Origin of the sequence: Kocuria sp. APC 4018, assembly GCF_030407675.1 — a bacterium.
Lineage (GTDB): Bacteria > Actinomycetota > Actinomycetes > Actinomycetales > Micrococcaceae > Kocuria > Kocuria rhizophila.
The window spans coordinates 1-21,432 of record NZ_JASDCY010000045.1 but is presented as its reverse complement, the minus strand read 5'-3'; the positions used below and the strand labels follow the sequence as shown (position 1 = coordinate 21,432).

The 21,432-nt window shown below is 72.4% G+C and carries 17 protein-coding genes and 1 pseudogene; 6 read left to right on the top strand and 12 right to left on the bottom strand.

The genetic code is table 11. From position 1 onward, the window contains the following. Positions 1–152 precede the first annotated feature (152 nt). Together purE and QL985_RS08805 are read right to left on the bottom strand one after the other, a co-directional pair. Complete coding sequence (gene purE / locus QL985_RS12125; RefSeq protein WP_308219534.1) at positions 153–656, bottom strand: 5-(carboxyamino)imidazole ribonucleotide mutase; 504 nt, start codon at positions 654–656, stop codon at positions 153–155. A gap of 96 nt (positions 657–752) precedes the next feature. Next, positions 753–1,937, bottom strand: a pseudogene (locus QL985_RS08805) (5-(carboxyamino)imidazole ribonucleotide synthase); the annotation flags it as partial. 176 nt (positions 1,938–2,113) lie between these two features. Between QL985_RS08805 and QL985_RS08800 the strand changes: the two are divergent. Further along, positions 2,114–2,761: a GtrA family protein gene (locus QL985_RS08800; RefSeq protein WP_124108915.1), complete on the top strand. Its 648-nt coding sequence runs from the start codon at positions 2,114–2,116 to the stop codon at positions 2,759–2,761. Here QL985_RS08800 and QL985_RS08795 read toward each other — a convergent pair. Continuing rightward, entirely contained in the window at positions 2,758–3,474 is a 717-nt protein-coding gene (locus QL985_RS08795; protein ID WP_191550969.1) for a TIGR03089 family protein, read from the bottom strand. The two genes, QL985_RS08800 and QL985_RS08795, sit on opposite strands and share 4 nt — an antisense overlap. Before the next feature lie 222 nt (positions 3,475–3,696). On the opposite strand from QL985_RS08795, the gene QL985_RS08790 reads away from it, so the two are divergent. Genes QL985_RS08790 through QL985_RS08775 form a run of 4 tightly spaced genes read left to right on the top strand, consistent with a single transcriptional unit; the run spans position 3,697 to position 6,911 of the window. Next, positions 3,697–4,266, top strand: a complete 570-nt coding sequence (locus tag QL985_RS08790) for a WhiB family transcriptional regulator (protein WP_047978069.1) — start codon at positions 3,697–3,699, stop codon at positions 4,264–4,266. Positions 4,267–4,271: 5 nt separating this feature from the next. Beyond that, the gene (locus QL985_RS08785; protein ID WP_259906056.1) at positions 4,272–4,871 is read left to right on the top strand and encodes a DUF3499 domain-containing protein; all 600 of its coding nucleotides are present in this window, start codon (positions 4,272–4,274) and stop codon (positions 4,869–4,871) included. A gap of 58 nt (positions 4,872–4,929) precedes the next feature. Continuing rightward, positions 4,930–6,201 (top strand): Ig-like domain-containing protein, encoded by a 1,272-nt coding sequence (locus QL985_RS08780; RefSeq protein WP_249494314.1) that lies wholly within the window; start codon positions 4,930–4,932, stop codon positions 6,199–6,201. After that, on the top strand, positions 6,198–6,911 hold the full coding sequence (locus QL985_RS08775; protein ID WP_276522379.1) for a TIGR01906 family membrane protein: 714 nt from the start codon (positions 6,198–6,200) through the stop codon (positions 6,909–6,911). The genes QL985_RS08780 and QL985_RS08775 overlap by 4 nt, the downstream gene beginning before the upstream one ends. On the opposite strand, the gene QL985_RS08770 is transcribed toward QL985_RS08775, so the two are convergent. After that, positions 6,895–8,529: a phospholipid carrier-dependent glycosyltransferase gene (locus QL985_RS08770; RefSeq protein ID WP_039100934.1), complete on the bottom strand. Its 1,635-nt coding sequence runs from the start codon at positions 8,527–8,529 to the stop codon at positions 6,895–6,897. The genes QL985_RS08775 and QL985_RS08770 overlap by 17 nt on opposite strands. Before the next feature lie 98 nt (positions 8,530–8,627). On the opposite strand from QL985_RS08770, the gene rsmI reads away from it, so the two are divergent. Next, complete coding sequence (gene rsmI / locus QL985_RS08765) at positions 8,628–9,548, top strand: 16S rRNA (cytidine(1402)-2'-O)-methyltransferase (RefSeq protein WP_259906054.1); 921 nt, start codon at positions 8,628–8,630, stop codon at positions 9,546–9,548. A gap of 135 nt (positions 9,549–9,683) precedes the next feature. Here the strand turns inward: rsmI and QL985_RS08760 are convergent, their stop codons facing one another. The 8 genes from QL985_RS08760 to QL985_RS08725 form a co-directional block, all read right to left on the bottom strand. Further along, positions 9,684–12,311, bottom strand: a complete 2,628-nt coding sequence (locus QL985_RS08760) for a transglutaminaseTgpA domain-containing protein (protein WP_259921759.1) — start codon at positions 12,309–12,311, stop codon at positions 9,684–9,686. Beyond that, positions 12,308–13,714, bottom strand: coding sequence for a DUF58 domain-containing protein (locus tag QL985_RS08755; RefSeq protein WP_144802904.1), 1,407 nt, complete (start codon positions 13,712–13,714; stop codon positions 12,308–12,310). The genes QL985_RS08760 and QL985_RS08755 overlap by 4 nt, the downstream gene beginning before the upstream one ends. Further along, the gene (locus QL985_RS08750; protein WP_052239230.1) at positions 13,711–14,661 is read right to left on the bottom strand and encodes an AAA family ATPase; all 951 of its coding nucleotides are present in this window, start codon (positions 14,659–14,661) and stop codon (positions 13,711–13,713) included. The genes QL985_RS08755 and QL985_RS08750 overlap by 4 nt, the downstream gene beginning before the upstream one ends. Positions 14,662–14,705: 44 nt before the next feature. Beyond that, complete coding sequence (locus QL985_RS08745; RefSeq protein ID WP_019311302.1) at positions 14,706–15,926, bottom strand: IS110 family transposase; 1,221 nt, start codon at positions 15,924–15,926, stop codon at positions 14,706–14,708. 310 nt (positions 15,927–16,236) lie between these two features. Further along, complete coding sequence (locus tag QL985_RS08740) at positions 16,237–16,740, bottom strand: DUF3145 domain-containing protein (protein WP_019308985.1); 504 nt, start codon at positions 16,738–16,740, stop codon at positions 16,237–16,239. Between the two features lie 204 nt (positions 16,741–16,944). Beyond that, positions 16,945–17,967 carry a tyrosine-type recombinase/integrase gene (locus QL985_RS08735; RefSeq protein WP_276513479.1) on the bottom strand — a complete coding sequence of 341 codons (1,023 nt, stop codon included), beginning with the start codon at positions 17,965–17,967 and terminating at the stop codon, positions 16,945–16,947. A 142-nt stretch (positions 17,968–18,109) separates the two neighbouring features. Continuing rightward, complete coding sequence (locus tag QL985_RS08730; protein ID WP_059281348.1) at positions 18,110–19,387, bottom strand: DNA-processing protein DprA; 1,278 nt, start codon at positions 19,385–19,387, stop codon at positions 18,110–18,112. Continuing rightward, positions 19,384–20,943: a YifB family Mg chelatase-like AAA ATPase gene (locus QL985_RS08725; protein ID WP_059281347.1), complete on the bottom strand. Its 1,560-nt coding sequence runs from the start codon at positions 20,941–20,943 to the stop codon at positions 19,384–19,386. Before QL985_RS08725 ends, QL985_RS08730 begins: the two co-directional genes overlap by 4 nt. Positions 20,944–21,432: the final 489 nt, after the last annotated feature.

Sequence of the window (21,432 nt, the reverse complement as noted above, 5' to 3'; positions counted from 1 at the left end):
CCCGCGGGGCCGGGGTCCGGTGCCTCGGGGGGAGGGACTCCGACGCGCTCATTGTGCCCTGTCCACCCGGGTGGGTGTCGAGGTGCGGGATGCCCGGGCGAGTCCGCCGCGGGACGGTGCCGGGCGGCGTCGTCCGGCGGGTGCGCGGACGGTCAGGCGCCGGAGCCGACGCCGCGCGCCACCGTCTCGCGCAGGGCGGCGCCCTTGCGGTGCGCCGCCTCGGACAGCTCGCCGGCGAATTCCTGCAGCCGCCCGCGCAGCTCGGTCCCGGAGAGATCGGGGGAGGAGGCGAGGACGCGGGCCGCGAGCAGACCCGCGTTGCGCGCGCCGTCCACGGACACCGTGGCCACGGGAACGCCCGCGGGCATCTGCACGATGGAGAGCAGCGAGTCCATGCCGTCGAGGTTCTTGAGGGAGACCGGCACACCGATCACGGGCAGCGGCGTGACGGACGCGAGCATGCCCGGCAGGTGGGCCGCCCCGCCCGCGCCGGCGATGACCACACGCAGTCCGCGCTCGTGCGCGGTGCGCCCGTACTCGAGCATCTCGGTGGGCATGCGGTGCGCGGAGACCACGTCCGCCTCGTAGGGGATCCCGAGCTCCTCGAGCGCCTGCGCCGCGGCGGACATCGTGGCCCAGTCCGAGTCCGAGCCCATGACGAGACCCACGACCGGGGCCTCGGCCTGCGTTGCGGGAACGGCACCCCACGTGGTGGTGCGCCGGGGGTTCACGGTGCCGGAGCCGTCGGCCTGCTCGCCGTCGCGGACGATCGCGGCGGCACGGGTGGCGACGGCGCGCAGCCGCTCGACCTCGTGGGTGCCTCCCACGGCGTTGACGTGCCCGATCTTGCGGCCTGGGCGCACGGACTTGCCGTACGTGTGGATCTTGGCGCGCGGCTCCGCGGCCATGGCGGCGGGGTAGGCCGAGAACAGGTCCTGGTTGCTCCCACCCAGCACGTTCTTCATGACAGCGGCGCCCGCCACGGGATCCGTGGCTCCCAACGGCCAGTCCAGCACGGCGCGCAGGTGCTGCTCGAACTGGCCGGTCACGGCGCCGTCCATGCTCCAGTGCCCGGAGTTGTGCGGGCGCATGGCCAGCTCGTTGACGGCGAAGCCGGCGTCCGTGCCGGGCGTCTCGAACAGCTCCACGGCCATCACGCCGGTGACGCCGAGCTCGCGGGCCAGCAGCAGGGCCGCCTCCTGCGCGGCGGTGGCGACGCGCGGGTCCAGACCCGGGGCCGGGGCGATCACCTCGTCGCACACGCCGTCCACCTGGATGGACTCCACCACGGGCCACGCGCGGGTCTCGCCGGAGGGACGCCGGGCCACCATCGCGGAGAGCTCCCGGGAAAAGGGGACGGCCTCCTCCGCGAGCAGCCCCGCGCCGTCGGCCGCGCGGGCGCTGCGCTCGAACCACTCGGCGGCCGTTCCACGGGCGGCGGCCTGCGGGCCGTCCACGAGGAGCACCCCCTTGCCGTCGTAGCCGCCGCGCGGGGTCTTGAGCACCACGGGCCAGCCCGTGCTCTCGCCGAAGGCCACGAGGTCCTCGGACGTGTGGACCTCCGCCCAGCGCGGATTGGGAAGACCCAGCCGCTGCACGGCCTGGCGCATCACGAGCTTGTCCTGTGCGTGCACGAGCGCATCCGGACCGGGCCGCACGGCCACGCCCTCGGACTCGAGGGTGCGCAGGTGCTCGGTGGGCACGTGCTCGTGGTCGAAGGTGAGGACGTCCACGTCCGCCGCGAAGCGGCGCAGGGACTCCAGATCGGTGTGGTCACCTGTGGGTGCACTGTGCACGGCGGGCACGGCGCTCGCGTCCGAGGACTCTGCGAGGACCCGCAGCTGCACTCCGAGAGCGGTGGCGGCGGGGGCCATCATGCGGGCCAGCTGACCGCCGCCCACGACGCCGATGACGGGACCGGTAACGGGAGAATTCACCGGCCCAGGATACCGTCACACGCCGCGCCCAGTCATGTCGGAGTAGGATGCAGACATTTATCGCAGAACGCCGAACGACCCCGTCCGGGGCTCGGCGGGTCCGTGGCGGCGCCCCCAAGGGGGTAGCCGGGCCAGGACCGTCCACCTTCCCCGAGTAGCAGATTGAGATCGAATCCTTGAACAACCTGGCTGACCGCGCTCACGCGCTGTGGGAACTGTTCGTCAAAGAGCTCACCAAGTTCGGACTGGTGGGTGCCGCGGCCTTCGGCATCAACGCCAGCCTGGTGTGGCTGCTCATGCACACGCCGCAGTTCTCCGACAGCCACATCAAGGCCAAGGTGGTGGCCACGGTGGTGGCCATCATCTTCTCGTGGGTGGCCAACCGGATGTGGACGTTCCGGGAGAAGCGCCAGGACGACAAGAAGAAAGAGCTCGTGCAGTTCCTTGTGGCCAACGGGATCGGCATGGCCATCGAGCTGGGCTGCCTCGGGGTGAGCTACTACGTCCTGGGGCTGACCTCCGCCACCGCATCCTTCATCTCCGGCACGGTCATCGGCACCATCCTGGGCACGATCTTCCGCTACTTCGCCTACCGCTTCTGGGTCTTCCGCACGGAGCTGGACCAGGACCCGGACTTCGCGGACAGTGCGGACGAGGAGTTCGCGTTCATCACGAGCCAGATGCCCGTGGTCCACGACCACGCCACCCAGGGGCGCCACGGGGACACGCCGAACGACGCCGCCGGGACGTCCCCGGCCTCCGGCTCCACGGCCGAGCGTCCCACCCCCGAACCCTCCGACGACGACATCCGCCGCGCGTCCTAGAGGGACACGGCGCGTTCCTGGCCCAGGACGTCAGCGGTCGCGTCCTCCGGGGCGGCCGTGATCAGCACGGCCCCGCCCAGCACCACCGTGCCGAGCAGCGTGAGCAGCTCCGTGTCGCCCCACCCGTCGGCCAGGGGCAGGTGCACCGTTGCCGGGTGCTCGGCCATCCCGGAGGGAGCGGTCGCGAGGGCCCGCGCCACGAGGTCGCCGTGCAGCACTGCGGATCCCAGGGCCTCGGCCGACGGATCGGGGGTTTCGAACCCCGTGTAGACGTCCGGCATGGCGCGCACCTCGTCCGCGAAGTCCACGGCACCGTCCGGCAGGGGGGCGGCGCACGAGAAGGCCAGCGCGGGACCGGCGACCACGAGCAGCAGCTGCGCGGCGGCGTCGTCGTCCGGGGCCGACTCCAGGTGGGCGTGGACCACGGAGTCCGGTTCCGGCCGGTGCGTGAACTGCACGCGGGCGCCCACCCGCAGGGCGGCGAGCGCGATCACCACGAGCCGCCAGTGCGGAACGGGGGAGACCGTGACCACGTCCGATGCGGCCACATCCAGCTCGTCCACGAGGAGGCCCGCGGCCTTCTCCACCCAGTTGACCAGGACGCGGCCCGACAGCTCGACGCGTTCGGGGCCGTCACGCCAGACCAGAGCGGGAGTGGGGCGCTCGGAGACCGTCATGAGCGCCTGGGCGAGGTCTCTCGGTGTGCGTCCCACGAAGAAACTCCTTAGGGTAAGTGACGGCGCCCCGGGTTCCCGGGCGGCGCGCCGGAAGAACCGGTCACCTCAGGGTACTCGGCTTGACCCCCCGGACTTACACGCGTGTAATTAGGGGGTCCACCCGGCCCCCGTGGGTGAACCCGATCACGGCGCACGGGCCGGGACAACCGGGCTGGTTGAGGGCACGAGACAGCGTACGCGTGGGACGGAAGGACTGACATGGGAGAGGCCGCACGCCGCCGGATCGACGGTCGCGAGGACTCCGGAACCGATGCGAGCGGGGGCACCGTCCCCGTGGACTGGTTCGTCGATCCCGTGGATCAGGCCCGTGGTGCCGCCGGGGTGACCACCCTGGACGACCTGGCCTCCGCCTTCCTGGCCGCCCACCCCGAGGTCGCCGGCGACGTGCTGCTGCGCTCCGACCGCAAGAAGCCCCGCGATTCAGAACCCCCCGCACCCGCTCCCCAGGACTTCAGCGGCATGGAGGTCCACGACGTCCAGAGCGTGGACGCCTCCGTGTGGCAGGCCGTCGCGGGCCTCTACTCCGTGAGCGAGGGCGATGCCGAGGGCGAGCTCGCGTGGCAGACGGACGCGCTGTGCGCCCAGACGGACCCCGAGGCGTTCTTCCCCGAGAAGGGCGGGTCCACCCGGGACGCCAAGCGCGTGTGCGAGGCGTGCCCCGTGAGCGGGCAGTGCCTCGACTACGCCATGACGAACGACGAGAAGTTCGGCATCTGGGGTGGGCTGTCCGAGCGAGAGCGGCGCCGGCTGCGCCGCCGGGGACGCTGAGTCCCGTGCCGGACGCCGCCGCACCTCGCCGCAGCTGCTCCAAGCTGACGTGCAACCGCGAAGCCGTGTGCACCCTCACCTACGTGTACTCCGACTCCACCGCCGTGATCGGGGCGCTCTCCGCGCGCCGTGAGCCCCACGCCTACGACCTCTGCCCCGCCCACGCCGACGCCCTGACCGCGCCCCGCGGCTGGCGCATCGTGCGCCTCGAGGCCCCGGGCGGCTGGAGCCGCGACGACCTCGACAACGTGGTCCAGGCCGTCAGCACGGATGACACACCGCCTGCCCGCCGCGCCCCTGGCCGGGGCCCCTCCCTCGGGGCGGCCCGGCCGACGGGCGGTGCCCGTGTGCTGCGGGACGTCTCCTACCGGGTCCCGCCGGCGCAGGACGCGCCGGGCCGCGCCCCCGGCGCACCAGACGGCACCTCGGGGGCCGACCGGAACGGGACCGAGGACGCGGGCGGCGCCCCGTCCGCTCACGGCAACAGGTCCAGGGAGTATCCTGAACCGACGCAATCAGTTGCAAAGGCACATTCCCACCCTGCACCGCCCCGCTCCGTCGCGATGCCCGACGAGCTGCGCACGCCGCACTGGCGCCGTCCCTGACCGTTCGGCGCCCACCCGCGGCGCACGCGGGCCGGTGGATCCCCCTGTGAGGTTCTCCATGACGTCCTCGTCACCACGCCGCCCGTCCTCGGAGCAGGCCGGGCTCCGCGTCCGCGGGTCCCGCTCGTCCCGGGCTTCCGCCCTGTCCGCCCTGGGTCTCGTGGCGTTGCTGGGTCTCACCGCGTGCGGCGCGGGATCGGGTGACGACGCCGCCGCGCCCGGTTCATCGACGAGCGGCACCACGGCCTCGCAGCACGCGTCGGCCGCTCCCGAGGTCAGCGTGACCCCGGCGGCGGACACCGCCATGGTCAACCCCGTGGACCCCGTGGTCGTGACGGCGTCCGGTGGAGAGCTCACGGACGTGACCGTGACCGCGGCGGGCACCGGAGAGACCGCGAAGGGTTCCCTGGACGAGAACCGCGGCGAGTGGCGCTCCACGGAGCCCCTGGCGTTCAACGAGCGCTACACCGTGTCCTACACCGCACGCAACGGCGACCAGCAGCGCACGGGGGAGAGCGCCTTCACCACGGTGGACGCCGCGCACGAGGCGGACGTGAGCATGAACGTGGAGGACGGCGAGACTTACGGGGTGTGGCAGGTTCCCGAGTTCACCTTCTCCGAGCCGGTCACCAACAAGGCGGCCGTGGAGAAGGCCATCACCGTGGAGGGGGCCCACCAGAAGGGCCAGTTCCGCTGGTACTCGGACCAGAAGCTGCGCTTCCGTCCGGACAAGCCCTGGGCGCCCCACTCCACCGTGAAGGTCTCGGCGGACATCCTGGGCACGGACCTGGGCAACGGGATGATCGGCAACGGGAACAAGACCGTGACGTTCACCACCGGGGCCGAGCAGCGGGCCTACGTGGACAACACCACCAAGACCCTCGTGTCCTACGTGGACGGCAAGCAGACCGGCAGCTGGCCCGTGACCCTGGGCAACCCGGACTGGCCCTCCACCACGGGCAAGAAGGTCATCATCGAGCAGGCGGAGTCCTACGAGTTCAAGGCCTCCTCCCTGGACCTGAAACCCGGCGACCCGCACTACTACCCGCCGTTCGACGCCTCTAACGTGTCCCGGCTGACGTGGAGCGGGGAGTTCATCCACCAGGCCCTGCCCTCCGCGCTGCCGGTGCTCGGCGTGGCGAACGTCTCCCACGGCTGCGTGGGCATGCCCCCGGAGGGTGCGTCCTACATCTACGACGTCTTCCGGCCGGGGGACATGGTGGAGGTGGTCAACACCGACTACCCGCAGGCGGACCCGGACGACGGCTACGGTGACTGGAACATCCCGTTCGAGCACTACGCGGACGAGAACTGGCACGGCAACTGGTGAGCGCGCCCGATTCCTCCGCGGCCCCGGCCCGAGCACCCCGCCCCACGCCGCTGCAGCGCGTGCTCCAGGTGTTCCTGGTGCTCTCCCTGCCCGTCCTGTGGCTCGCGGTGGGCGTCCGCCTGGTGGCCACGCCCGCGTTCCTGTGGCTGGAGTACCACCGCCCGGGCTTCCCCGCCGACCCGTGGGGGATGGGTCTCAACGAGCGCATGACCTTCGGCTCGTACGGGCTGGACTACATCATGAACCTGGCCCCGCCCGAGTACCTGGGTGGCCTCGTGAGCCCCGGGGGCGGTCTGGCGTTCACCCCGTCCGAGGTCTCCCACATGACGGACGTGCAGCACGTCATGCAGTGGGGACTGCTGCTGGCCGCCGTGCTGCTGGTGCTCAGCGCGCTCGCGGGCTGGTACCTGCACCGCACGGCGCCGGGCACCGCCACCGCCGCGTGGTTCTGGGGGGCCTGGCTCACCGTGGCCCTGCTCGTGGTGGCCGCGGCCACCGCTCTGCTGGGCTGGGAGCAGTTCTTCACGGCGTTCCACTCGCTGTTCTTCAGCTCCGGAACGTGGACGTTCAGCGTCATGGACACCCTGATCCGGCTCTACCCCACGCAGTTCTGGGTGGACGCCGCCGTGACCGTGGCCATCGTGGCCCTGGTGGGAGCGTTCACCACCGTGCTGGTCACCCGCCGCCGGGCCCTCAGATCCAGGAGCTGAACCACATCCGCCAGCGCCAGTGCTCGTAGGGGATGGTCTGGGCGGTCCACACGGGCCAGAAGAACACGAACAGCGCGGCCACCACGAGCAGGTACACGAGCGTCACGGTGCGCCACCTGCGGGCCCACACGGGGGAGACCACCCGTTCCCGCTCCGCGGCCGCCACGGAGCCCGCCACCGCGCCGCCCCGTGGCACGCCCAGCCTGCCGGTGAGCACTCCCACCGCGCCGGCGATCAGCAGCGCCATGGCCGGGAAGTAGGACAGGGCGTAGAAGAAGAACATGGTGCGCTCGGGGTAGAGGAACCACGGGAGGTACCCGGCCGCGTAGACCCCCACGAGGGCCCCGAAGCGCCAGTCGCGGCGCACGATCCACAGCCACACCCCGAGCAGCACGGCGGCGATCCCCACCCACCAGATGGCGGGGTTGCCCACGTTGAGGATCGCCTGGCTGCACGCGTCCACGGTGCAGCCGTCCGTGCCCGCCCCCGGTGACTCGTAGTAGTAGGAGGTGGGACGTCCCATGAACGGCCAGGTGGCCGGGCCCGCCATGTAGGTGTGCGGGGAGTCCAGCCCGGTGTGGAACGAGTACGCGGACACGTGGTACTCCCACAGGGAACGCAGGGCCGGGGGCAACCACTGCGGGCCCTCCCCGGGGTGCAGCTCGGCCCAGTTCCGGTCGTAGCCCGAGTCCGTGAGCAGCCAGCCGGACCACGTGAGCACGTACGTCACGAGCCCCACTCCGATCATGGTGAGGAAGCCCCACGGGCCGTCCTTGAGCACCGCTCCCGTGAACCAGTGCCGGGCCCCGGCCACGCGGCGGGCGTTCATGTCCCACAGCACCACCAGGATCCCCAGGGCGGCAATGCTGAACAGGGCGTTCCACTTCACCGCGGCCGCCGCACCGCACGCCACGCCCGCGGCCACCCGCCACCAGCGCACCCCCAGCCACGGGCCCAGGGCGGAGCCGTTCCAGCGGGCGACCAGGCGGCGTCGGCCGTCGTCCCGGTCCAGCAGGGCGAAGACGAACGCGAGCAGCAGGAAGAACATGAGGAAGATGTCCAGCAGCGCCAGCCGGGACTCCACGAGGTGCAGCCCGTCCAGGGCCATCACGAGCCCCGCGATCGTGGCCAGGGACACCGAGCGGAACAGCAGCCAGCCCGCCCACCAGACCAGAGCGATGGACAGGGTGCCGAACAGCGCGGCGGAGAACCGCCAGCCGAACGGGTCGTCCGCACCGAACAGCCACAGCCCGATCGCGATGAGCCACTTGCCGAGCGGCGGGTGCACCACGAAGGACGGCTGGTCCTCCACCGCGGGGATCATCCCCGAGACGAAGCCCTCGTCCGCGTTCTCCGGCCACTGCTGCTCCGTGCCGTGCAGCAGCAGCGAGTAGGCGTCCTTGAGGTAGTAGGTCTCGTCGAAGACCACGGCGTGCGGGGAGGACAGGCCCACGAAGCGGACCACACCGCCCAGGACCGTGACAAGCAGCAGGGGAACCCACCACAGGTGCGGCAGCCGGGTCACGGCGGGCAGCAGCAGCTCGCTCAGCGAACGGTCGGAGCCGCGGACGGCCGGGGGGCCTGCGGGGGAGAGGGCAGTCGAGGGCACGCACCCCATGGTAGGGCGCGGACCCCGAGGGACCGTGCGGTGCGGCCGTGGCCGCGTGGATGGGGCACCTGCGCGCCGCGACTGGACGGGGTTCGTAGAGTGGGACTGTGAATTCGCACGCATCGACCCCGTCATCCGGCAGCGACGAGCAGGCACCGACCGAGGACGGCCCCCGCGGGGGCGGCCCCGGCTCCGTGGTCGTCGTGGGCACCCCCATCGGCAACCTCTCGGACGCCTCCCAGCGGCTGAAGGACGTGCTGCGCACCGCGGACGTCCTCGCCGTGGAGGACACCCGCACCCTGCACCGTCTCGCCACGGGGCTCGGCGTCACGGTCTCCGGGCGGATCGTCACGCACCACGAGCACAACGAGAACTCCCGCGCCGGCGAGCTGCTGGACGAGGTCCGTGCGGGGCGCACGGTCGCGGTGCTCTCGGACGCGGGCATGCCCACCGTCTCGGACCCGGGTTTCCCACTGGTCCGCGCCGCGGCGGAGGCGGAGCTGCCCGTCTCGGTGCTGCCCGGCCCGTCCGCCATGCTCGCGGCGCTCGCCGTCTCCGGCCTGCCCACGGACCGCTTCACCTTCGAGGGGTTCCTGCCGCGCAAGACCGGGGAGCGCGCCGCCCACCTGTCCGCTCTCGCGCAGGAGCCCCGCACCATGGTCTTCTACGAGTCCCCGCACCGGCTCGCGGAGATGCTCACCGCGGTGCGCGACGCCCTCGGCGGGGACCGCCGCGCCGCGGTGTGCCGGGAGCTGACCAAGCTCCACGAGGAGGTGCTGCGGGACGACCTCGACGGACTCATCGCGTGGGCCACCGGAAACCAGGTGCGCGGCGAGATCGTGGTGGTGGTCCACGGTGCCGCACCCGCACCCGCACCGGAGCCCGAGGACCTCGTGGGGGAGGTCGAGGCGCTCGTGGCCTCGCACGAGATCAAGCTCAAGGCCGCCGCGCGCCAGGTGGCCACGGACCGGGGCGTGAGCACCCGCCGCCTCTACGACGCCGTGATCGCCGCCCGGGGTCGCGCCTGAGACCCGCGGGAGCCCCCGCTCGCCGTCGGTGCTGAACCGCCGCAGACATCCCGCCCGCGGTCGGGCCCGGGACGGGCCGGACGCTCCGCGCTGGTGGACGACGCCGCCCTCCCGCCCGGGCGGCGTCGTGCGGTGTCAGCGGCGGGATCCTCCGAACAGGGAGGCCGGCCACCACGTGGCACGGAACCGCTGCCCGCGGGAGGCCTTGCGGCGGAACTCGTCCCGGATCCTCGCAAGGTCCTCCGGGGTGGCCCGGGGGCTCCACGAGGGGTCCGGTGCGCCGTAGCTCGCGCTCTCCAGGTCCGCCACCACGCGGTCCAGGGACGGCTGCGCCGCAGGGATCCCCGCCGCGAGCCGGCTGGCCCGCGCTCGCGGGGTGTCCGAGACCCGGGAGGCCGCGCCGTGGTCCACGGCGAGTGCCCGGAACTCGTCCCACGCGGCGTTCGCCCTGCGCTGCGGGGTCAGCGAGGTGTCCTGCATCGCGCGGACCCGGGCCCGCCGACGCCGCCCGCGCAGCCACCGGGGCAGCGCCGCGAGCACCAGCAGCAGCGGGACCGCGACCGCGGCCGCGACGGCCCACCACGGCAGCGGCAGCCCTGCCGGTCGCTGCTCCTGCGGGGCGGTCTCGTCCGTGGCGCCGCTCTGTCCTGGCTGCTGGGAGGCCGGGTCACTGGGCTGCTCGGAGGCGGGCTCGCTGGGCTGCTCGCCGGGACCCTCGCTCGTGCCGGGCTCGGGCTGCGAGGCGTCCGGCGCGGGGGAGGTGGCGGCGTGGCCCTGGTCCTGAGGGGTCTCCGGGGCCCAAACGGGTGTGCTCGGGACGCCGGGGGTCGGTTCGAAGCGCACCCATCCCACGTTCTCGAAGTAGAGCTCGGGCCACGCGTGGGCGTCCCCGGTGCCCACGGCGAACGAGGCACCGTCCTCCGCGGTGGCCGCCGTGGGGAGGTAGCCCACGGCCACCCGGGCGGGAATCCCCACCTCGCGCGCCATCAGGGCCATGGCGGGGGCGAAGTGCCCCGAGTAGCCCGTGCGGGTGGACATGAACGTGTCCATGGAACTCATCCCACCGGCGTCGTAGCCCTGGGCCAGGGGAGCGTTGACGTCGTGCTGGAAGTCCCGGCGCAGGTGGTTCTGCAGCGCCAGGGCGCGGTCGTAGTCCGTGCCCGCCCCCTCCGTGAACTGCCGGGCCGCGTCCGAGAGGGACTGCGGGCGGTCCGGGGGCAGCTTGAGGTACTCGGTCATCGCGGGGTCCGCGGACGCCGGGGGAGCCTGGCGCAGGGTCTCGGGGGTGGGCTGCGGCTGCACCGAGGTCACGGTGTAGCTCGCGCCGGACATCCCGGTGGCCGCGCTGTGCACGGTGAGGTCCTGCGGGTTCCACGCCCATCCGTCCTCGCCCAGCCCGGCGATCTCTGCCGGGGCGTAGGGGGCGGGCAGCCAGTGCTCGTCGTAGTCCTCGAACGTGACCTTGGTGGTCACCTCCGTGCCGCCGGGCACGGCCTCGCGAGCCGCGCCGCCGAGCGCGGAGAGGTTCTCGTCCAGGCCGTCCGTGTCCGGGAACCACTCGTCCTGGGAGAAGTCCGAGAGGGTCAGCAGGCGCATGTACTGCGCCTGGCCGTCCGAGGTGGTGTAGCTGAAGCGCTGGGCGTCCTCCGCCGAGCGCAGGTCCTGGCCCACGGCGCGCAGCGGCCCCACGCCCGACGCGCGCCCGGACGTCAGCGAGCTGCCCTGGGGGAACGCGCCGTTGAAGAACCCCGGCATCACCGAGGGCACGAGCAGCACGACCGCAAGCACGCCCGCGACCACGAGCAGGGCGCGCGGCAGGCCACCCGGTGCCGGGGCGATCCGGCGGTCGCGGGTGGCACCCCAGATCCGGGACCCGGCCAGCAGGGCGAGCGCGGCGAGGGCGGCGGCCGCCAGGCCGAGCGTGCTGACACTGCCGGGCAGGGTCAGGGCGGGCACCAGCTGCAGCGTGAGGATTCCCACGCACGCCAGCCCCGCCATGCGCAGGCCCACCAGGACGGTCTCCATGAACACCGTGACCAGGCCCACCAGGGCGCACAGCACGAAGGACAGCCCCGGATCCTCGCCGTAGGGGGCGGCGTCGCGGGCCACGAAGTCACCCGAGGACTGCCAGAGCGAGGACGCCGCGGAGAAGGTCTCCCCGGTGGGCACGAACCCCAGCAGCGCGTGCTCGCCCAGGTGCACCACGGTCAGGGCGAGCAGCAGGGCAGCGAGGCCCAGCACGGTGACGAGCACCGAGGGCAGCCGCAGCCAGCGCGCGGCACCGGTCACCAGCAGCACGGTGACCACGGTTGCCGCCACGGGCAGGATCCACCACGTGCCGCTCAGCGCGTCGGCCAGTCCCACGCACCCCAGGGCGGTGCTCACGAGCAGCAGCAGAGACAGCTCCGGCACCCGCAGCCGCGGTGCGGAGCCCGGTCCGCCGGTCGGGGCGGCGCCGCCAGAACGACGCCGCCGCGGTGCGGTCTCCGCGCGGCCGGCACCGGTGGCCCGGCGCGGCCTGCGGGCCTGGCCCGGGGTGCCAGCGGGTTCCGCTCCGCCGGCTCGGCCGGTCGCCGCGGCAGTGGTGCCGCCCAGGGGGCGTTCGGTGGGATCGCCACCGGGAGTCTCCCGGCGCGCGGCACCGCCGCTCGCATGGTCCTGGGGTGGTGCGTCGGCCGCACGGTCCGAGGCGACGGCGTCGTCCGCAGGGTTCGGCGTGCGGTCCCACGGCGTGCGGCGGGACGAAGGATCGGGGGAGCTCATGCGGTGGTCCTCCGGGGGGTGCGGCGCATCATCTCGTCCATGCCCAGCTGGGTGGTTCCCGGGGCGGGAGGACGGGGAGCCATCAGGGTGGCGCCGCCGCGCAGGGCCAGCCAGGCGGCGTCGACGTCGGTCCAGCAGCTCACGAGGACCACGGACCAGCCCGCGGCCTCGAACACGGCCGCGCTGGCGGGGCGGATCAGCGGCGGGTCCACCACCATGACCACCGAGCTCGCCGGACAGCCCGCGGTGGCCTGCACGTAGCGGCGGGCGGCCGCCTCGGACAGCCGGCCCGTGAAGAGCATCACGGGGTGGCTGAGTCCCTCGCGGTCGAGGCGCGCGGTCAAGGGGTCGTGCGCCGCCTCCGGCTCGGGGCGGGGCACGGGCGCCACCCGTGCCAGCCCGTGGACCACCTCGGTGGCCGTGGTGTCCGTGACCGCGGTGTCCCGCAGCTCGGCGCTCTCCGCGTCGCCGCGCGGCAGGGCGCGGCCCTGGTCGTCCAGGGCGTGGACCACGGTCTCGCGGCGGGTCAGGTGCTCCAGCACGGAGGCGGTCGCGCGCACGGCCCACTCGAACTCCTCGGTGGACTCCAGGACCCCGGCCCGCACCGTGGCGCCGGGCCAGTGCTGCGCCACGCAGTCCAGGACCAGGACAGCCCGGCGCGTGCTGCGCGGATCCTCCTGGCGCACCATCAGCTCACCGTGCCTGGCCGACGCCGCCCAGTGCACCCGGCGCATCGGGTCACCGTGGCGGTACTCGCGCGTGGTCACGTTGTCCGGCCCCGGCTGGGGCTGCGCGCGGCGGGACGGATCGTTGCCCGTCTCCGGGACCATGGACACCCCGTGCTCGCTGAGGGGCTCGGGATCGGGCGCCACGTGCAGGGACGTGTGCTCCGCGACGTCCAGCAGCTCGGTCACCACCCCGAACGGATCGCTCACGCGCACCGTGGCGGGGCCCAGCTCGTGAACCCCCCGACGTCGCGGGCGCACCGTGTACGTCACGGGCGCGCCGGACACCGGGACCGAGAAGTCCTGGTCCGTGCCCAGCAGCGGGTCCACCGTCTCGTGGACGTCCACGGCGGCGCGCTCCGTGGAGGTGGACCCCGGGGTGCGCGCACGGGAGCCGAAGGCGGAGCGGCGTCGGATCCTCAGGGCCACCAGGGCGGCGTCGCCGAGCGTGACCAGGGCAGGATCCACCGAGCGCTTGAGCAGCACCCGGGGCTTGACGAGCCACATGGCGAGCGAGGCCAGCAGCGGGACGGCGCCCAGGAAGAGGGACAGCGCCAGCACGTCCTTGCGTCCGAGCCACGTGGCCGCCGCGAGGCACAGCACCGCCGCGACCAGGAAGCACCACCCGCGCGGCGTGAACTTGGCGCGCGAGTCCACGCGAGAGGTGGTGGCCCTCATCGGGTCTGCGGGGCGTCTTCGGTGGGGACGCGGACGTCGTCGAGGATGCCGCGCACGATCTCCTGGGTGCTGTCCGCACCCGAGCGGCGCTCCAGGATGAGGCGGTGGGCGAGAACCGGAACCGCCACGTCCTTGACGTCGTCCGGCAGCACGTGGTTCCGGCCGGCCAGGGCGGCCTGCGCGCGGGCGGCCGCCTGCAGCTGCAGGGCGGCGCGGGGGCTCGCCCCCAGGCGCAGGTGGGGGTGGGAGCGTGTGGCCTGGCACAGCGCCACGATGTAGCGGCGCACCGCGGTGGACACGTGCAGGGACGCCACGTGCTGCACGAGCAGGCGGGCCTGGTCCACGTCCAGCACGGGCTCCAGCCCAGCCAGGGGAGAGCCGGAACCGTGGTCCGAGAGCATGGCGACCTCCGCGTCCGCGTCCGGGTAGCCCATGGAGATCCGCGCCGTGAAACGGTCCCGCTGGGCCTCCGGGAGCGGGAACGTGCCGTCCATCTCCACGGGGTTCTGCGTGGCCACCACCATGAACGGGGACTGCAGCCGGTACGTGGTGCCGTCCGCGGTGACCTGACCCTCCGCCATGGCCTCCAGCAGCGCGGACTGGGTCTTGGCGGACGCGCGGTTGATCTCGTCCCCGATCACGATGTTCGCGAACACCGGGCCCGGCTTGAACTCGAACTCCCGGCGCACCTGGTCGTAGACCGAGACGCCCGTGATGTCCGTGGGCAGCAGGTCTGGGGTGAACTGGATGCGGCTCACCGAACCGCCGATCGCCCCCGCCAGCGTGCGCGCGAGCATGGTCTTGCCCACGCCCGGAACGTCCTCCACCAGCAGATGACCCCCGGCCAGCAGCACCGTCAGTGCGGTGCGGGTCTCGGCGGGCTTGCCGTCGATGACCGCGTTCATGCGGTCCAGGACGGCCTGGGTGTGGGTGGCGAACTGCTCCATATTTCCTCGTCTCACGGGCATGGGGGGTGTCCCTATGTTCCGAGTCAAGCCGCGAGAGCGGTTGGTTCGGGGGTAGGGGCGGTGGGTGGTTGGTAGTAGGTGCCGTTGCGGAGCATCGCGAAGATGACGTTGCAACGACGACGGGCCAGGCAGATCACGGCGGCGTTGTGTCGTTTTCCTTCGGCTCGTTTGCGATCGTAGTAGGCCTTCGAGATCGGGTCGCGATTCGAGGCGATCCACGCGGAGTAGAACAGTGCGTTCTTCAATCGTTTGTTGCCCGAACGAGCGGGGAACTCACCACGGATCGACGTCCCTGATCGCCGTGTGATCGGGGCGATGCCCGCATACGCGGCCAGGTGGCCCGCGGTCTCGAACCCGGTGCCATCGCCGATCGCGAGGAGGATCTGGGCTGCGGTCTTGATGCCGATCCCCGGCATGCTCATCAAGACCGAGGCGAGAGGGAAGTCCTCCAGCATGGCCTCGACTTCGTGGGCGACCGTGGCCCGTTGCGCTTTCAACTCCTTGACCTGCCCGGCCACCCTGGGGATCACGAGCTCGACCGCCGCGGTCGCCGGCACTGTCACGGTCTGCTCGCTCAGCGCCGTGAAGATCTTCTCGACCAGCGCAGAGGGATCGCGGCGAGAATGGGAACGAGCGAACCTCAAAACCCGCCCCCGCCCAGCGGAGGTGAACCCGGTGGGGCCTCCGAACTTCTCTAGCAGCTCCAGCACGAGGTCGGTGGAGAGGGTCCCGCCGGGGAAGACACGTTCTAGTGCGGGGTGGATCTGGGTGAGCAGCGAACGGATCCGGTTCAACGCCCTGGTGGTCTCGTGGGCGAGGTCCTCGTCGAACCCGGCGAGGACTTTCAGCGCGGAGAGGACCTCGTTGTCATGGTCGACCTGCCGCAGCGTGTGGGGCATGGTGCGGGCGGTGTCGGCGATGATGAACGCGTCTCTGGCGTCGGTCTTCGATCTTCCCGGATACAGGTCTGCTGCTTTTCGCATAGCTAACCCGGGAAGATACGCCACAGCGCAGCCGGTGTCTCTGGCCACCGCGATCGGCAACGCCCCGATGGTGTTGGGCTGGTCCACGACCATCAGCACCTCACCACGCTCCTGCAGGCTGGTGAACAACTCCCGCAGCTGGGTCTCGTCCTGCGGGAGGGGTTTGTCGAACAGTTTGTGCCCGGTCGCATCCAGCGCGCACCCGTGGTGGGCGGTCTTGCCCACATCCAGGCCGATGATTACCGCGAAACGGTTCTCCATGATGAGCCTCCTTGGCGCACCATCGCTGGTCGCAGTCTTGACACCCGATGCCGGCACCCACGTTACGAAGAGACCTCGCCACCACGGCGGCGGGCCGTGTCCCTATCAGCGGTCAACGCGTGTCTCTCGACCGGGCGGCAACACCCCCCGGACCATCAATGGCAGGGCAACAAAGCCATACCCGGCCGAGCGACCAGACCCCCGACCATCGGAGGCACTCACAAGGTAACGGGTGCAGCGCGCGCCGCGGACGGAGGTGCGGCTGCGCTGCCCGGGAGGCGTGTGTGCAGGTGCTCGGGCGTGCCCTCGATCAGCCCACGCGGTGTAGCCAGCGCACGGGGGCGCCCTCGGCCGCGTGGCGGAACGGTTCGAGCTCCTCGTCCCAGGCCTCACCCAGTGCCAGCGAGAGCTCCTCCACCACGGCAGCGGGGTCTCCCCCGGCCGCCTCGAAGGCGTAGCGGATCCGGTCCTCACTCACGCAGATGTTCCCGGCGACGTCCGTGGTGGCGTGGAAGATTCCCAGGTCCGGGGTGAAGGACCACCGGGACCCGTCACTGCCCTGGCTGGCGTTCTCGGTCACCTCGAAGCGCACCCGGCCCAGGGTGCGAAGGGCAGACGCGAGAAGCGCACCGGTGCCCGCACGGCCGGACCACTCGAGTTCGGTGCGGACGCAACCGGGCTCGGCGTTCTGCGGGGTCCACTCGAGATCCGTCCGCCGATGCGACACGGATTCCAGTGCCCACTGGATGTGTGGGCAGAGCGCCTGGGGCGCGGAGTGCACGTAGAGCACTCCGCGCGTGGTGGGTGAAGACATAGCCTGTTCCTCCGTCGTGTAGGTACGTCTTCCCCAACGTCCTGCTCGGAGGTTCAGCGCTGCCAGCCCGGCGCCGTGATGCAGTTGAAACGAGCGAGGTGGCGTCCGCCACGGATTCGAGGCCGGGGCGAACTTCCGCACTCGGGTTCATTGTCCAGCAGGGCCCACCCACGGTCAACCTGGTGGGCACTGCGAGCTCGAATGTCAAGCTCGTGGGTGAGCCTGTGAGTACGCGCTTCGGAGCCGATCGACGGACACGTGGGTGTAGATCTGCGTGGTGGCCACGGTGGCGTGGCCCAGCAGCTCCTGCACGCTGCGCAGATCCGCTCCCCCGTCCAACAGGTGGGTGGCCGCGCTGTGCCGCAGGCTGTGCGGGCCGCGAGCCCCGGTGTCCGGAACGGTGTCGAGCGCCCTCGCGACGGCCCCCCGGGCTACGCGCTGATCGATGCGCGCCCCTCGAGCGCCGAGGAACAGGGCATCGGCCGCGCGCGGCCCTGCCAGGGCCGGCCGTCGGTGCTCCCAGAGGGCAAGTGCTTCCCCCGCCCTCTGTCCGTAGGGCACTCGCCGTTGCTTGTTCCCCTTGCCCGTCACGGTGAGCACGTGCTGCGTGCGGTCGAGGTGGGCGCGGTCCGCCCCCACCAGCTCGCCGATGCGCGCACCCGTGGCGTAGAGCAGCTCCAGCAGGGCCCAGTCCCGCGCGGCCAGCGCGGCAGCCCTTTCGTCCTCGTGCTCCCCCAGCGCCGTGTCCGCGAGAGTCTCCAGCATGGTGGACAGTGCGGTGGCTCCGACGACCTCCGGCAGGTGGCGGGCGGGGCGGGGGCCTTTGAGCCCGGCTGCTGGATCGTGACGCAGGCCCTGGGTGTCCACGGCCCAGCGGAAGAACGTGTGCACAGCGGCGATGCCCCGGGTGATCGAGCTGCGGGCCAGTCCCCGCTGGTGCCGGTCGGCGAGCCAACCGCGCAGGGCGTCCCTGTCCAGCAGGTCGATGTCGTCGATGCCCGTCCCCTGCATCCAGCGTGACAGGTCCGCGATGTCGGTGGTGTAGGCCCGAACCGTGTTCTCGCTGCGCGAGCGCTCGAGACCGAGATGGGCACGGAATCCTGGCAGGTAGTGATCGAGCGGCCCGGGATCCGTGCTCGTCGCCGGGGACGTTCGCTCGGTGGCGTCGACGGACCGGGAGGCGCGCGTCTGGGGAGCGGCTCTCCCGTTCGTGGGTACTCGTGCCACCGCGACGGTGCGCTCGACCGCCGAGGGACGTCCACCGGAGGGAGTGCGTCCGCCCGGGGCGGAAGGTCTGCCAGCGGGTGTACGCCCGTCCGTGAAGGGGCGTCCGCCAGCGGGTGTACGCCCGTCCGTGAAGGTGCGTCCGTCAGCGGGGGTCTCGTCCTGGCCGGCCATGCTGGGAGCCTACCCGCCGCCACCCCAGGAGCGAGTCCGTGGCCAGGCCGCGCTCCCGGAGAGTGACGAGACCGGCGAGGACGTCCCCCGGCGCCAGCCCCGAGACGCGGCAGAGCGACGAGGGATCCGCATCGCGGTGCAGGGGCAGGGCGTCGAAGAGGCGCAGCAGCTGGGGGTCCAGGTCGTCCTCGGGACGACGGTCCAGACCGCTCGCGCCTGGGTGGGTCTCGTCGGGAGGGGTGCCCAGCGGTGCCACGAGCTCGAGAACCTCGCTCCCGTTGCTGACGAGCACCGCGTGGTCCTCCCGCACGAGGCGGTGGCACCCCGCCGAGCTGCCCACGAGCACGTCACCGGGTACGGCCGCCACCTCTCGGGAGAGCCCCGCGGCGTGCCGCGCCGTGTTCAGGGATCCCGAGCGCCATGCGGCCTCCGTGACCACCGTGGCGCACGTGAGGGCCGCGATGATCCGGTTGCGCTGAAGAAACCTGTAGCGGGTGGGAGCGCACCCGAAAGGCACCTCGCTCAGCAGCAGGCCGTGCTGGCAGATCCGCCCGAGCAGCTCGGCGTTGCCCGCGGGGTAGAACCGGTCCACGCCGCAGGCCAGGACCGCCGCCGTGGCCCCGGGCCCCGCAGCCGTCTGCAATGCCGTGGTGTGCGCCTCGGCGTCGATCCCGAAGGCGCCCCCGGACACCACGCACCGGTCGGCCGCCACCAGCTCCTGGGCGATGCCCCTCGTCACGGCGGCACCGTACGCGCTGGCGTTGCGGGACCCCACCACGGCCACGCTGCCCCGGAGACGTCCCAGAAGCGCCCGGTCTCCGCGTCCCCACAGCACGATCGGCTGCTGCAGCCCCAGATCTGCGAGCTGCCCGGGCCAGTCCGGGTCCTCCGGAATCACCGTCCAGGCGCCGATGCGCAGGGCGTGGCGGTGCTCCACGTCCGTCGCGGGGACCGGCAACCTGGACCGCCATGCCTCGAAGCGGGCGGTCAGGTCGGGAGTCCGGGAACCCGGAAGCCACTCCTGCGTCGCCTTGTACAGCACGGAGTGCAGGGCGCGAGTGGGTTCCTGAAGCTCGGTGATGCTCCGCCACAGCACCTGGGGCCCGAGCGCGCGCAGAAGGAGCAGTCCGGCCGTGTCGCTCGGTTCGATGATGCGGGCCAGACGAGTGCGGCACGCCCTCACGTCCTCCGTGGAATCGGCTGGGTGCTGGAAATCTGCAGGGTTCTGGCTGAACTGGTCGCCGGTCATGTCGTCACCGTGGTCTTGAAGTAGAGGGCCAGTTGAACGTGCTCGCGGGTGGGCACCACCGCGCCGTCAAGGTCCGCGAGGGTCCACGCCACGCGCAGGACCTTCACGAACCCCCGGGCGGTGAGTGCCCTGCGCTCCATGGCGGCCTTCAACGGCTCCACCGCTTCCGCACCCGGGGACAGTCTGCGGCGTAGCAGGGCACCGGGGACGCCGGCGTTCAGACGGCAGCCCAGAGATCGCAGCCGTTCCTGCTGGGCGCCCCGGGCCTGCGCGACCCGCTGCGCCACGGTCGCGCTGCTCTCGGGAGCATCCCCCGACACCGCGCTGAGCTCGTGATAGGTCACCGCGGGCACCCGCAGCTGCACGTCCACCCTGTCCAGCAGTGGACCCGAGAGCTTCCCGAAGTAGCGGCGGCGCTGCACGGAGCTGCACGTGCACGCATGTCCGGTGCCGCCCGCGTGGCCGCAGGCGCAGGGGTTGGCGGCCAGCACGAGCTGGAATGCCGCAGGATACTGCGCCACGGACTGGGCCCGCGCGATCGTGACCGTGCCGGACTCGAGGGGTTGTCGCAGCGCGTCCAGCACCCTGCGGTCGAACTCGGGCGCCTCGTCCAGGAACAGCACGCCACGATGGGCCAGGGAGATGGCACCGGGCCGAGGCATGCCGCTGCCTCCCCCGCACATAGCGGGCATCGTGGTCCCGTGGTGCGGGGACTGGAACGGCGGCCGTCTGATCAGGGCCGAGCACCCGGAGTCGCCACGAAGGGAGTGGACCGAGGTGACCTCGAGCGAGTCCTCGTCCTCGAGGTCCGGGAGGATCCCCGGCAGGCGCTCCGCGAGCAGGGTCTTGCCCGCGCCCGGTGGGCCGACCATGAGCAGGTGGTGGCCACCGGCGGCCGCGATCTCCAGGGCCTTGCGCCCTTCGATCTGACCCACCACGTCAGTCAGGTCCCGCGGATCCTGCTCCTGGGCCACCGCCCGCGTCTGCGGAGTGTGCGAGGGCCCCGGCCCCGGCGCGGCGGGCTCTACCTTGGCCGCAAGCGCGGGGTCTGCCCCGAACTCGACCAGCAGACGGGCCAGGTGCCCAGCTGAGCTCACGGTTGCGCCCGTGACGAGTTCGGCCTCCTCCCGGTTGGCATCCGCCACCACGACGTGTGGGCACCCCTCGCGCACGGCCGCGAGGACCGCCGGGAGCACTCCCCGGACGGGGCGCAGGGAACCGTCCAGCCCCAGCTCCGAGAAGAAGACGGTGTCCGGGGGGACACGCACCACGCCCTGGGCGCTGAGGACCGCCATCACGACGGCGACGTCGAAGTGTGAACCACGTTTGGGAAGTGTGGCCGGTGAAAGGTTCACCGTGATCTTGCGTGGTGACAGAGGGGCGCCGGCATGACGTGCCGCGGAACGGATGCGTTCCTTGGACTCGTTGACCGCCTGGTCCGGCAGACCGATGATCGTGAAGCCCGGCAGCGACTGCCCGATGTCCGCCTCCACGTCCACCACGTACCCCTCCAGACCGATTAGGGCGACACTGCGGCTGCGGGCGAACCCCTTCACCGCGCACCTGCCGGAGCGGCGCGGGACGGTTGGGCGAGAACTGATGTCATGGCACCCACCGTGCCTCCCCCGCCACTGAGGCCACCACGATTCCCGTGGAGTGTGCAGGGCGCTCACCGCGCCCAGGCGCGTCGAAGGCGTCAGAGAGTGCGGTGGCTCCTCAGGCCCGTCGATGGCCCGGGACTCGAGAGCGGTTCGGAGCAGATCGCGGGGTCCGCCGCGAGACCGCGCGTCGTCGACCAGCGCATCGTGGGATCCTCGGGACGGGCCTCCGGTGGCGGCAGCTCCCCCGGTTCTGACGCCGCGGGGGACGACGTCGGGGATGACCCGGGCGCCGTGGGTCCGTGCGCCGACCCAGGATGTGCTGTCGGCGCCCCGGAGGCGGGTTCTGGGGACGGGGATGATCCGGGCAGGCCGGGAGCGGGCGACGGCGCCGCAGGTGTCCTGGGCGCCGTAGGAGCCGGGGCCGGGAGCGCCGGAGGTGAGCCG